Origin of the sequence: Amycolatopsis sp. NPDC051372 (genome assembly GCF_040682095.1) — a bacterium.
In the GTDB taxonomy this organism is placed as follows: domain Bacteria; phylum Actinomycetota; class Actinomycetes; order Mycobacteriales; family Pseudonocardiaceae; genus Amycolatopsis.
The window spans coordinates 237,392-249,345 of record NZ_JBFBAF010000007.1; the positions used below are offsets into that span (position 1 = coordinate 237,392).

The 11,954-nt window shown below is 71.1% G+C and carries 15 protein-coding genes; 4 read left to right on the forward strand and 11 right to left on the reverse strand.

The window, feature by feature from the left end; genetic code table 11:
- The first annotated feature begins 3 nt into the window (after positions 1 to 3).
- Positions 4 to 1,140 carry a glutamate--cysteine ligase gene (locus tag AB0M56_RS13550; protein WP_364174745.1) on the forward strand — a complete coding sequence of 379 codons (1,137 nt, stop codon included), beginning with the start codon at positions 4 to 6 and terminating at the stop codon, positions 1,138 to 1,140.
- Here the strand turns inward: AB0M56_RS13550 and AB0M56_RS13555 are convergent.
- From AB0M56_RS13555 to AB0M56_RS13565, 3 genes are all read right to left on the reverse strand, one after another.
- Entirely contained in the window at positions 1,137 to 1,994 is an 858-nt protein-coding gene (locus tag AB0M56_RS13555; RefSeq protein WP_364174748.1) for an NUDIX domain-containing protein, read from the reverse strand. The two genes, AB0M56_RS13550 and AB0M56_RS13555, sit on opposite strands and share 4 nt — an antisense overlap.
- Positions 1,995 to 2,063: 69 nt before the next feature.
- Positions 2,064 to 2,474: a hypothetical protein gene (locus AB0M56_RS13560; RefSeq protein WP_364174751.1), complete on the reverse strand. Its 411-nt coding sequence runs from the start codon at positions 2,472 to 2,474 to the stop codon at positions 2,064 to 2,066.
- A 3-nt stretch (positions 2,475 to 2,477) separates the two neighbouring features.
- Positions 2,478 to 2,741 (reverse strand): zinc finger protein, encoded by a 264-nt coding sequence (locus AB0M56_RS13565; RefSeq protein WP_364174754.1) that lies wholly within the window; start codon positions 2,739 to 2,741, stop codon positions 2,478 to 2,480.
- A gap of 158 nt (positions 2,742 to 2,899) precedes the next feature.
- On the opposite strand from AB0M56_RS13565, the gene AB0M56_RS13570 reads away from it, so the two are divergent.
- Together AB0M56_RS13570 and AB0M56_RS13575 are read left to right on the forward strand one after the other, a co-directional pair.
- On the forward strand, positions 2,900 to 3,709 hold the full coding sequence (locus AB0M56_RS13570; RefSeq protein ID WP_364174757.1) for a helix-turn-helix transcriptional regulator: 810 nt from the start codon (positions 2,900 to 2,902) through the stop codon (positions 3,707 to 3,709).
- Positions 3,706 to 3,933, forward strand: a complete 228-nt coding sequence (locus AB0M56_RS13575) for a DUF397 domain-containing protein (protein ID WP_364174759.1) — start codon at positions 3,706 to 3,708, stop codon at positions 3,931 to 3,933. Before AB0M56_RS13570 ends, AB0M56_RS13575 begins: the two co-directional genes overlap by 4 nt.
- 66 nt (positions 3,934 to 3,999) lie before the next feature.
- Here the strand turns inward: AB0M56_RS13575 and AB0M56_RS13580 are convergent, their stop codons facing one another.
- From AB0M56_RS13580 to AB0M56_RS13605, 6 genes are read right to left on the reverse strand one after another with little or no spacing between them, the layout of a single operon-like run.
- Positions 4,000 to 4,953 carry an ROK family protein gene (locus AB0M56_RS13580; RefSeq protein ID WP_285974727.1) on the reverse strand — a complete coding sequence of 318 codons (954 nt, stop codon included), beginning with the start codon at positions 4,951 to 4,953 and terminating at the stop codon, positions 4,000 to 4,002.
- A 15-nt stretch (positions 4,954 to 4,968) separates the two neighbouring features.
- Complete coding sequence (locus AB0M56_RS13585; protein WP_364174762.1) at positions 4,969 to 5,463, reverse strand: hypothetical protein; 495 nt, start codon at positions 5,461 to 5,463, stop codon at positions 4,969 to 4,971.
- Positions 5,460 to 6,614: an ArsA family ATPase gene (locus AB0M56_RS13590; protein WP_364174765.1), complete on the reverse strand. Its 1,155-nt coding sequence runs from the start codon at positions 6,612 to 6,614 to the stop codon at positions 5,460 to 5,462. Before AB0M56_RS13590 ends, AB0M56_RS13585 begins: the two co-directional genes overlap by 4 nt.
- 5 nt (positions 6,615 to 6,619) lie before the next feature.
- Positions 6,620 to 7,057, reverse strand: coding sequence for an SRPBCC family protein (locus tag AB0M56_RS13595; RefSeq protein ID WP_364174768.1), 438 nt, complete (start codon positions 7,055 to 7,057; stop codon positions 6,620 to 6,622).
- 27 nt (positions 7,058 to 7,084) lie between these two features.
- Positions 7,085 to 7,879, reverse strand: coding sequence for a metallophosphoesterase (locus AB0M56_RS13600; RefSeq protein ID WP_364174771.1), 795 nt, complete (start codon positions 7,877 to 7,879; stop codon positions 7,085 to 7,087).
- 9 nt (positions 7,880 to 7,888) lie between these two features.
- The gene (locus AB0M56_RS13605; protein ID WP_364174774.1) at positions 7,889 to 8,332 is read right to left on the reverse strand and encodes a polyketide cyclase / dehydrase and lipid transport; all 444 of its coding nucleotides are present in this window, start codon (positions 8,330 to 8,332) and stop codon (positions 7,889 to 7,891) included.
- A gap of 114 nt (positions 8,333 to 8,446) precedes the next feature.
- Here AB0M56_RS13605 and AB0M56_RS13610 point away from each other — a divergent pair, with 114 nt between their 5' ends.
- Complete coding sequence (locus AB0M56_RS13610) at positions 8,447 to 10,243, forward strand: long-chain fatty acid--CoA ligase (protein WP_364174777.1); 1,797 nt, start codon at positions 8,447 to 8,449, stop codon at positions 10,241 to 10,243.
- A 64-nt stretch (positions 10,244 to 10,307) separates the two neighbouring features.
- On the opposite strand, the gene AB0M56_RS13615 is transcribed toward AB0M56_RS13610, so the two are convergent.
- Positions 10,308 to 10,769, reverse strand: coding sequence for a YbjQ family protein (locus AB0M56_RS13615; protein ID WP_364174780.1), 462 nt, complete (start codon positions 10,767 to 10,769; stop codon positions 10,308 to 10,310).
- Positions 10,770 to 10,810: 41 nt separating this feature from the next.
- A complete protein-coding gene (locus tag AB0M56_RS13620) occupies positions 10,811 to 11,932 on the reverse strand; it encodes an FAD-dependent monooxygenase (RefSeq protein ID WP_364174783.1) in 1,122 nt (373 codons plus the stop codon).
- Between the last annotated feature and the right edge of the window lie 22 nt (positions 11,933 to 11,954).

An 11,954-nucleotide genomic window follows, 5' to 3' on the forward strand; every position in this document is an offset into this window, starting at 1 on the left:
GGTATGCGGATCGACTTCAGTCCTTCGCGCCGTTCGACGATCGGTGCGGAGTGGGAGCTGGCCCTGGTGGACCGGCGCAGCGGCGAGCTGGCCTCGGTCGCGGAACGGATCCTCGACGCGGTGCGCCCCGACGGCGCCGACGAGCACCCCAAGATCAAGCAGGAGCTGCTGCTCAACACCATCGAGGTGATCAGCGGCGTCTGCACCACCGTCGCCGAGGTGAAGGCCGACCTGGCCGAATCGCTCGACGTCGTGCACAAGGTCACCGACCCGCTGGGCGTGGAGCTGTTCTCCGCGGGCACGCACCCGTTCTCCAACTGGTACCGGCAGAAGGTGACCGACAAGGCGCGCTACGCCAAGCTCATCGACCGAACCCAGTGGTGGGGCCGGCAGATGCTGATCTACGGCGTCCACGTGCACGTCGGCCTCGACCACCGCGACAAGGTGCTGCCGGTGCTCGACGCGCTGCTCAACTACGCGCCGCACCTGCAGGCGCTTTCGGCGTCTTCGCCGTATTGGGGCGCGGAGGACACGGGCTACGCGTCGAACCGCGCGCTGATGTTCCAGCAGCTGCCCACGGCCGGGCTGCCGTTCCAGTTCCGCGAGTGGGCGGAGCTGGAGCACTACGTGTCGGACATGTTCACGACCGGCGTGATCGACCACTTCTCCGAGATCCGCTGGGACATCCGGCCCGCGCCGCACTTCGGCACGATCGAGATGCGCGTGTGCGACGGCGTGCCGACGCTGGAGGAGGTCGGCGCGATCGCCGCGCTGACGCAATGCCTCGTCGAGGACTTCAGCACGCGCCTCGACCACGGCGAGCGGCTCCCGACGCTGCCGCCGTGGCACGTGCAGGAGAACAAATGGCGCGCCGCGCGCTACGGCACGGACGCGATCATCATCCTCGACGCGGCCGGCCGCGAGCGGCTCGTCACCGACGACCTCACCGACCTGCTGGAGAAGCTCGAACCCGTCGCGCGGCGGCTCGACTGCGTGGCGGAGCTGCGCGACGTCGAGACGATCCTGAAGTACGGGCCGAGCTACCGGCGCCAGCGCGCGGTGGCCAAGCAGCACCACGGTTCCCTGAAAGCCGTCGTCGCGTCGCTGGTCGCGGAGATGCGCGACGGGATCGCGCGTTAACCGGCGTCCAGCTCGCGCAGCAGCGTGCCCGGGCCCATGATCGACGCGCCCAGCGCGGTGACCCGGGACCGCAGCTCGCGGTCGGCCGTGACCACCACGACGTGGTCGCCCGGGCGCGCCTGGGCGGTGACCTCGACGATGTGCGAGTCGCCGTCGGCGGGTGCCGTCGCGATCTCGACTCCGGGCACCGGTTCGACCCCGCGCGCCTGGCCTTCGACGACGAGGACCACCCGCGGCCACCACTCCCACGTCGGCCCGGCGGCGAGCCCCGCGACGGCGTCGGCGATCCCGCGCTCGGCCAGCAGCGCCAGCCGATCCCGCAGGCGCTCGGCGGCGCCGCGACGGTCGCGCCACCAGCCGTCGGGCCGCGAGCCGACGACGTTGGCGCCGTCGACGATCAGCACGAGCTCGCGGCCGAGCTGCTCCCGCAGCCCCGGCCACGACTCGGCGAAGTCACGGTGCAACGGCAGCTCGGCCACGTCGCCGGGCGCGACCCAGCGCAGCTCGGAGCTCTCCTGGTTGGCCACGCGCGCGTCGAGCGCGCCGTCGGCGGTGGCGAGCACAGTGGTGTAGTGCCAGGTCCCGTGGTCGAGCACCGACGCCGACAGCGCGCGGAACGCGGTCTTCGGCACGTCGGCCTCTTCCCACGCTTCGCGGGCCGCCGCCTCGCGCACGGTCTCGCCCGTCTCCAGTGCGCCGCCGGGCAGGGCCCAGGTGCTGCCGTTGTGCACCCACCAGGCGCGCCGCTGCAGCAGCACCCCGCGTGCGGGATCGGACAGGAGCAGCCCGGCCGCGCCGTGCGCACCCCAGTGCAGCCGCCCGCACGAACACCGCACGAACCGGTTGGCGGTCATCGGCGTCACCCCGCCAGCCTTCCACAGGAAGCCCGCCGGACGCAGCCTCCTGGTGGACGACTGTGATCGTCAGCCGCGTTCGCCGAGCCGCTCCGCGACGAACGCCGTGCAGGCGTCGAGGTTGTCCTTCAGTCGGCCCGCGCGCTTGCGGAGGACTTCCAGTTCGAGCCGCGTCGGCGGCCGGTTCTCCCTGAGCCGCCAGACGACTCCGGCGAGGCGGATCGACAGGCCGTAGGTCACGGCGTCGGCCGTGTCCAGGAGTTCCTGCAGCATGCGCTGGTCACCGGTGGTGAGTCCCGGGGCACTCGGCCGGGGTTCACGAGTGCCCCGGGACGCGGTGGCCCTGCCGCCACCCGACGTGGCGACAGGGGTCGAGGCGTCTCCGGAAGGTGCGGCCGGAGAGCGGCGCGGGGCGGCAGGTGCGGCGGCACCCGGGCTGTTCTGCGGGTCTTCGCCGGCGACGCGGAGTCGTGCGGTCATGGGTCAGCTCCGAGCTTTCGAGAGTCCGGCTGCGCGCGGCGCGGCGTCCGGACGCGGAGCCGGAACGCCCAGCGCGCGGCGGAACGCCGTGTCGCAGCTCGGGCAGGTCGGGTCGAGCCAGGGTTTGCCGGGGCTGTGGATGTCGTTCTCCCCGACGGTCTTCTCCGCGCCGCACAAGGCGGCGAACGTCGCGCCGGCGTCGAGTGATCCGTGGTGCACGGCCGCTCTCGCGTGACGCTGACCTGCCGCCTGTTGCCACACGTACATGAAGCCCTCCCCGGTGATTTACGCGCTTCTTTGCTCCTGAACCAGTTTTCTATGTGCATGCACACCGCAAAAGTTTGGCATCTGAAGTACACCCGATTGTGGTGCAGACCTGCTGTTACGATTTGTGCATGCCCAGCACAAGAGCGACCCCCAGGCAAGTGGAACTCGGCGCGTTGTTGCGCAGGATTCGCAAGCGCGCCGGACTAACGCAGCCCCAGGTGGCAGCTCTGGTGAACCGGTCGCATTCGCACATTTCGCGACGAGAGCGCGGCGAACTCGGTTTCGAAGCGCAAGCCGAACTCGAACACACCTTGACGGTCACCGGTGCGACGAGCGAAGAGACCATCGAGGCGCTTCGCCTCTTCCGCGACGGAGCGGACCCGAACTGGCTGATCCCCGGCATCGCCCGGGACCTCGCCGTGGTCACCGAGTACGAGTCGGTCGCGAACGACATCTTCGCTTACCAACCGTCTTTGATTCCCGGACCATTGCAGATCCCGGACTACACCCGAGTGATGATGGTCGACGGCAAGATGCCGGAGTCCGAAATCGACAGCAAGCTCGAACTGCGGACAGCCCGGAGGCAGCGGTACCTCGATGGGAGGTTCCGGTTCGAAACGGTGCTCGGTGAGCAGGCGATCCGGTATCCCGCCTGTCCGCCCGATGTGGCGGTGAGGCAGCTGCGCGACCTCTGCGAAGTGGCCGAGATGCCGCACATTTCCATTCAGCTACTGCCATTCCGGCTGGGCTACCACCCCGCTAGAGAAGGCGGGTTCGTGCTCATCCGGTCAAGCTCGGCAACCTTGGTCCACGTCGAGCAATACCGCTCTTCGACGACCCTGACCAATGCCCGAGACGTGAAAGACTACGTCGAAGCGGCGGAGAGAATCCGCCGTGACGCGATGGGCGCTGTCGCTTCTGTGCGAGCCATCGCGAAGATCGCGGATGAGTTGGAGCGGACTGGATGAACGAAGGTACTTGGCGGACGTCGTCGTACAGCGGCCAGCAAGGTCAGTGTGTCGAGGTGCGCACGCTCGTCTGGCGGACGTCGTCCTACAGCGGCCAACAGGGAGAGTGCGTTGAGGTGAGCACGCTCTCCGAGCAGGCCGGTGTGCGCGACTCCAAGGATCGCGACGGCGGCTCCCTGCTGATCGGCGGGGAGGCCTGGCGGGCGTTCCTGGAACGCCTCTGACAAAGCGGTTCTGACAATGCGGTGAACGTGCCCCAGCATCCCGACGGTGCTGGGGCACGTTTGCGTCTAGCCTGCGACTTCGGCGACCGGTGCCTTGGCCGCGTCGAGAGCCAGCGCCGCGGCGCCGACGATGGCGGTGTCGTCGCCGAGGTGGGCGGTGCGGATGCGGGCCAGCGGCCGGTACCGCGCGCCGGTGATGGCGCCCGCGTAGTGCTCACGCGCCTCGTCGAGGAACAGGGGCGCCGACTCGGAAACGCCGCCGCCGATCACGATGATCTCGGGGTCGAACACGTCCGCGACCAGCGCCAGGCCCTCGCCCAGCCACTTGGCCAGCTCGGCCATCGCCCGCAGCGCGATGGGGTCGCCGTCGCGGGCGGCGCCGGCGACGCGGCGGCCCGTGACCGAACCCGGGTCGCCCGCGACCTCGCGCGAAAGGACCGTGGAGCGGCCCGGGTAGCGAGCGAGCAGCTCGACGGCGGTGGCGGCCAGCGCCGTGCCGCTGCAGTAGCGCTCCCAGCAGCCGTACTTGCCGCACGGGCACGCGCGCCCGCCCGGTACCACGGTCAGGTGGCCCAGTTCGGGGGCGACGCCGTAGGCGCCGCGGTAGATCTCGCCGTCGAGCAGCAGCCCGGCGCCGATGCCGGTGCCGAGCGCGACCAGCGCCGCCACCTGTGCGCCGCGGGCCGCGCCGAAGCGATGCTCGCCGACCACGGCCGAGTTCACGTCGTGCTCCAGCGTCACCGGCAGGCCCACGCGCTTCTCGATGCGATCGGCCACCGGCGCGTCGCGCCAGGCGAGGTGCGGCGCGAACATCACCGACCGGCGGTCGCGCGCCACGAACCCGGCCACGGCCAGGCCCACGGCCGCGACGTCGTGGCGGTTGCGCAGGTCCTCGACGACGCCGGCGATGGCATCCTCAAGCGCGTTTTCCTCACTCGGTGTCCCGACGCGTGCGGTGTCCAGGAGCGATCCCCGCTCGTCCACCACACCGGCGCGCACGCTCGTGCCGCCGACGTCCACCCCTATCGTCAGCACTCAGTTCTCCTGCTCCGGCCGCCAGTCTTCCCGCTTGCGGACGGCGATGTGCTGCACCCGGGCGGCGGCTCCCGGGTCGTCCGCGGGCACGGTGGCGTCCCTGGGGCTGGGCGCAGGTCTGGGCGCGGGCGTGAAGCCCGGCATGTGCACACCCTCGTCGGGCTCCCAGCGGTCCGCGAGCACCGCCCGCAGCAACGCCACCAGCTGCGCCGCCTGCTCCAGCAGCCGGGCGGCGAACTCCGGCCGTTCACCTCGCACGACGGCGACGATCGCACACAACGGGCACCAGTCACACCCCGAAAACCCCGCAGTCCCCGCGGCACCCGGCTCGGTGTCGTGGGACGGCTCGTGGACCTCATCGCGGCCGTGCCCGGCGGCCATCAGCCCTTCCAGCCACGGCGCGGCCCGCTCGACCACCAGCTCCACCAGCAGGCGGATCTCCTCGGCCAGCCGCAGGCCTTCGGCCGCGTACCCGGGCTCGTCCTGTTCGCTCACGCGCGACCCCGGTCCCCGGCCAGGCTGATGACCAGGCCGCCCGCATCGGATTCCGCGCCGGTGATTCGGCACGGCCGCAGCGTCTCCGGCAGGGCGATCAGCCTGCGGAAGCCGTCCACGGTGATCGCCAGGTCGTCGTCGACGCGGGCGAGGTCCACGTCGGCCTCCTGCTGCAGCGGGATCGCGACACGCAGCCGGAAGCCGTCGGCCTCCGGCGTCACCTGCAGCAGCGGCGTCACGGGCTTTCCGGTGCCGGACAAGGGATCCCGCGTGCCGTAGAGCTCACGCGCCAGCTCGGCGAGCGCCTCGGCGCCCACCGGTTCACTCGCCCGGTGCTCGACGCGCGCGAGGTCGGCCGGCCCGAACCCGGCGGCCGCGAGCTCGGCCAGCACGGCGTCCTGCTGGGCGCGCCGTGTGCGCAGCCAGGTGGCCGCCGAACCGCGCCAGAACCCGGGCGCGGGCATCAGGCGGTTGGCGATCAGCCCGTCTACGGCGATTCCGCGCAGGGCCAGCGACGTGAGCGTGCGGCGAGTCTCGGCGACCACCACGCGCTCCGGCGTGAGGACCAGCCGCACGGTGGTGGTTGGGTCGGTGAGCAGCTCGCGCAGCGAGTCCAGGTGCGCGCCGAGGCGCCGCACGGCGGCGACGCGACCACGCCGGCCGTGCGTCTTGTTCAGGTACCCCGCGACGGCCTCGGGCAAGGCCAGCAGGCGCAGCGTCTCGGCGGTCGGACCGCAGTCGACCACCACCGTGTCCCACGGCCCGTGCCCGGCCAGGCGCTGCACCTCGCCGAGGGCGAGCAGCTCGTCGACACCCGGGAGCACGGTCAGCTCCTCGGCGTCGAGCGTCTCGAGCCCGGCGCCGGCCAACAGCGTCCGCAGCTGGTCGCGCAGCTCGTGCCAGGTCCGGTCGGCAAGCGCACGGGAGTCGACCTGCGCGGCCCACAGGCCCGCCGGGGAGCCGTCTCGGCGCACGTCCACTTCGGACGGTTCCGCGCCCAGCGCCGCGCCGAACGCGTCGCCGAGGGAGTGCGCCGGGTCGGTGGAGACCACGAGGGTCTTCCTGCCGCGCCCGGCCAGGGCGGTGGCGGTGGCCGCGGCGAGCGTGGTCTTCCCGACACCCCCCTTGCCGGTGAACAGCAGGATCCGCATGTCGCCTAGCCTTCGGCCCGTCGCTTCAGCTCCTTGAGCGCCGTGTCCATCACCATCTTCTCGGCCTTGCGCCGGAGCAGGCCGATCATCGGCAGCGCCAGCTCCACCGAGAGCGTGTAGGTGACCTTCGTGCGCCCGTCACGCAGCGCTTCGAGTGCGTAGCGGCCGTTCTGCGCCTTCTGCATCTGGCCCTTGACCAGGTGCCAGCTCACGCCGAGCCCGGTCACGTCCCAGTCGTACTCGAGCGTGTAGACGTCCTTGATCGGCCCGGCGTCCAGGGTCAGCTTCACCTGTTTGGCCCGCCCGGCGTCGTCGGTGCCCAGCACCTCGACCTCCTGGACGGCCTTGGCCCACTCCGGGTACGCGGGGAAGTCGGCGATCACCGTCATCACCCGTTGGGGCTCGGCGTCGACCTCGATGGACTGCGTGGACTGCTCGGCCATGGGACGAAGCGTAGCCGGAGAGCCGCGTCACCAGCGCAGCACGTACGGCTGCCCGGTCTCCTTGAAGTGACCCACGTTACGGCACTCGGTGTAACCGAGCCGCCGCCGCGAGGCCAGCGGCTGGTGCACATGGCCGAACACCGACCAGCGCGGCCGCTGCTCGCGGATGAGCTCCAGCAGCGACCGCGAGCCCAGCTCGGCGCGCCGCGCGACCACGTCGTAGGTCAGCTCGGCCACCGCCGGGGGGATGTGCGTGCAGAGCACGTCGACGCCCGACAGCTTGGCAACGCCCTCGTCGAACTCCTCACGGGCCCGCAGGTAGGGCCGCCATGCGGCGCCCTTGCGCGGCCGCGGCACCACGCCTTCGGGCAGCACCGCTCCCCCGACGAACCCGAACCGCAGGCCGCCGATCGTGGTGACCTCGCCGTCGAGCACCTGCACACCGTCGCCGACGAACTCCGGCCACAGGTCGGGCGAGTCGACGTTGCCGGGCGTGGCGTAGGTCGGCGCGGTCATCGAGGCGAAGAGCGTGGCGTACTGCTCTCGCATCGCCTCGTCCACGGCCGCGGCCGGGTCGTCGAGCGTGGCCCACAGCGTGCGCGAGTAGGCCACGGTCTCGTCGCGGGTGCCCTCGCGACGCAGGCGCGCGAACTGCGCCACCTTCTCCGCGCCGAACAGGGCGCCCATGATTCCCTTGTCGTGCTCGCGGTAGTCGACGAAGTCCAGCAGGTCGCCGAGCACGACCAGCGCGTCGGCCCCGTCACCCGCCCGCTTCAGCGCGTCGGCATTGCCGTGCACGTCCGAAACGACGTGAACCCGCACAAGACCCTCCTAGTCAGTGGCCTCGAGGTCGGTGGTCTCAAGGTCTTCGGCCCGCGGCGGGATCCCGGGCTCGCGCCCGTCCTCGAGGACGCGCTTGAGCTCCAGTGCGAGGTGCTTCGCCGCGCGGGCCCGCCGGTCGAACTCCCGGCGCAGCTCACGCGGAGTCAGGGTCCGCGGCGCACCGCCGGGGCCGGCGGGCGTCGCGCGCAGGAAGTAGTGCAGCACGGTGCCGTCGAGCACGGGTTCCAGCCAGACCTCCATCGTACCGACGAGCGCACCCGTCACGGTCCAGCGCAAACCCTTGTCACCACGGTCGGTGTACACCTGAAGGGAAAGGTCCGGCCAGTACCGCCGCCAGGCGCCCGGGTCGGCGAACGCCGCGGCGATCGTGCTCGGCGGCACCACGATGAAGGTCTCGTCCACGAGATCGAGAGCGGGTGGTCCGGGGTTCACAGGCGCAGAATGTCACGACCTCGTGCGGCGGGTCGGCGCGGCGTGGTCTTAAGGTCTACGGCAAGCTAAGTTGACCGGCGGGTAACCCCGCACGCGTCGAACACGGAGGTCCACGTGCGCGAATACAGCGCCCCCGCCGGGAAGCCGGTGACCGACGACGAGAACCTGGCCGACGTCGTCTGGGCGAACGCCGAGCGGTTCTCCGACGTCGTGAGCTTCCGCCGGCAGGTGGAGGGCACCTGGCTGGACGTGACGGCCAAGGACTTCGCCGACCAGGTCGCGGCCGTCGCCAAGGGCCTGATCGCCGCCGGCATCGGCCACGGCGACCGGGTCGCGCTGATGTCGAAGACCCGCTACGAGTGGACGCTGATCGACTTCGCGATCTGGGCCGCGGGCGCCGTCACCGTGCCGATCTACGAGACGTCGTCACCCGAGCAGGTGCATTGGATCCTGTCCGACTCGGCCGCCAAGGCCGTGCTGGTGGAGGCCGGCACCCACCACGAGTCCGTTGACGCGATCCGCGACCGGCTCACCACGCTGCGCCACACCTGGCAGATCGAAGGCGCCTCCCCCGCGGTCGACGAACTCACCGCGCTCGGCGCCGAGGTCACCGACGAGAACCTGCACGCGCGCCGCCGCGAGGTCAGCGCGGGCGAGCTGGCGACGATCGTCTACACCTCGGGCACCACGGGCCGGCCGAAGGGCGTCGAGCTGACGCACCGCAACCTGCTGGCCGAGATCCGCGCCGACATCGAGGCGTTCCCCGAACTCATGGAGCAGGGCAACTCGCTGCTGTGCTTCCTGCCGCTGGCTCACATCCTGGCCCGTGCGATCGCCGTGACCGCGCTGTCGGCCCGCGTGACGCTGGGCCACACGCCGGACGTGAAGAACCTCGTCGCGGACCTCGGCACGTTCCGGCCGACGTTCGTGGTCGCCGTGCCGCGCGTGTTCGAGAAGGTCTACAACTCGGCCAAGCAGAAGGCCCACAGCGAGGGCAAGGGCAAGATCTTCGACGCCGCCGAGGCCACCGCGGTCGAGTACAGCGAGGCGACGGACAAGGGCAGCGTCTCGTTCGGGCTGCGCGCCAAGCACCTCGTGTTCGACAAGCTCGTGTACAGCAAGCTGCGCGCGGCGCTGGGCGGCCGCTGTGTCGCCGCGGTGTCCGGCGGCGCTCCGCTGGGCGTGCGCCTGGCCCACTTCTTCCGCGGCATCGGCGTGCCGGTGTTCGAGGGCTACGGCCTCACCGAGACCTCGGCCGCGGCAGCCGTCAGCGCCAAGACGGCGTTCCGCGTGGGCACCGTCGGCAAGCCCGTGGCGGGCACCTCGGTGCGCATCGCCGACGACGGCGAGATCCTGCTCAAGGGCAGCGTCGTGTTCGGCGCGTACTACAACAACCCGCAGGCGACCGCCGAAGCACTCACCGACGGCTGGTTCCACACCGGCGACCTGGGCGAGCTGGACGGCGAGGGCTTCCTCAAGATCACCGGCCGCAAGAAGGAGATCATCGTGACGGCCGGCGGCAAGAACGTCGCGCCGTCGGGCCTCGAGGACACGATGAAGGCCTCGCCGCTGATCAGCCAGGCCATGGTGGTCGGCGACCAGCGGCCGTTCATCGCCGCGCTGGTCACCATCGACGAGGAGTTCTTCCCGTCCTGGAAGACCCAGCACGGCAAGCCCGCGCAGGCCACCGTCTCCGACCTGGCGGCCGACGCGGACCTGCTCAAGGAGATCCAGACGGCGGTCGACGAGGCCAACAGGCAGGTGTCGCACGCCGAGGCGATCAAGAAGTTCACCGTGCTGGCCAAGGACTTCACCGAGGCGAGCGGCGAGATCACGCCCTCGCTGAAGCTCAAGCGCAACGTGGTGAGCAAGAACTACGCGTCCGACATCGAGGCGCTCTACAAGAGATGAAACGGACGGGAACCGCCGTGGCGTTCGGGTCCCCCGTGCGCCACGGCGGAAATCGTCGGTCGGGTCAGTTCTGCGGGAAGCCCTGCTGCTGTTGCTGCTGCTGGTACTGGGGCTGACCCTGCGGCTGCTGCGGAGCGTGCTGAGCCTGCTGCTGGCCGGGCTGCTGCGGCGCACCGTCGGGCACCACGTACACGGCCGTGCCGTAGGCGGCGATCTCGCTGGCGGTCTGGGCGATCTCGTTGCAGTCGAAGCGCAGCGCGAGCACGGCGTTGGCCCCGTGCGCCATGGCTTCCTGCGAGAGTCGGCCCAGCGCCTCGTAGCGCGAGTCGGACAGCAGCTTCGACAGGCCCTTGAGTTCACCGCCCGCCATGGCCTTGAAGCCGGCGCCGAGGTTGGAGAACATGTTGCGGCTGCGCACGGTCAGGCCGAAAACCTCGCCGAACACGCGAACCACGCGATAACCGGGCAGATCGTTCATCGTGGACAGCATGATCGGGAACTGCATGGGGGGTGCGGGTTGGGTCATGCGCCGGATCGTAGCCATCCGCGGCGCCGTCCACCGGCGAATCAGACTGTGATTCGCTCGTTCCAGTCGATGTGGTGGTCGTACAGCCAGCCGCGCTCCTCGCCGACGTCCTGGCCCGCGCTGGCCGCCACGAGTTTCTCCACGCGGGTGCGCCGCAGCTTCTCGTAGGCGGCGAACGCGGAAGGCGCGTCCGGCAGGTCGCGCAGGCACAGCGCGAGCACCACGCTGTCCTCCAGCGCCATCGACGCACCCTGCCCGGCGGCCGGCGAAGCCGCGTGGGCCGCGTCCCCGACGAGCACCATCGTGTCGGTGGACCAGACCCGGGTGGTGGGCACGTCGTAGGAGTGGCCGCCGAAGACGTCGTCGCCGGTCGCGGCCACGATGTCGGCGCACGGCAGCGGGTCGCCGTCGAAGGCCGCGTGGGCGAACTCGCGCCAGCCGGCCGGCGTGACGGCGGCAATCTCGTCGCGCGGGCGTTCGGTGTCGGGTATGCGGGCGAACCAGAAGGTGGCGCCGTCGTGCGCGGTGGTGAAGCCGAAGGCCGCGCGGCTGCCACGGATCATGCGGTATATGCCGGGTGCGACAGGCAGGCCCTCGGCGCGGGTGTAGCCGTAAACCACGGTGAGGCCCGTGAAGCGGGGGCGGTCGGCGTCCGGGTCGATGAAGGTGCGGACCTCGGAGCGCACGCCGTCGGCGCCCACGAGCACGTCGCCGGTCGCGGTGGACCCGTCGGCGAACGTGGCGACCACGCCGGACGCACCGGTTTCGGCGGAGACTGGTTCGGCGGAGACCAGGCGGCGGCCGTGCTCCACGGTGATCCCGCGGCGGCCGGCTTCTTCCTGGAGCGCGCGGTAGAACGCGGCGCGAGTGAGCGTGCGCGGCCCGGCGAGCTCACCGGTGTCGAACTCGCGCGTGCCCATCGTCGTGCCGTCCGGCCCAACGAGTTCGACGCCGAGCGCGGCGAACGACGCTTCGTTCACGGGGCCATCGGCGTCGATCGCCTTCAGCGCGTCCATGCCGTTGTGCATCACCGTGAGGAACGCACCGGCGTCGGCTCCGCCGGAGGGGTAAGCCTCGAAGACTACGGGCTCGTGGCCGGCGCGCTGCAGCGCCATCGCCGTGACCGTGCCCGCGACGCCACCGCCGGCGATGAGAACGCGCATCGAAATCCCCCTGGAGCCGAGT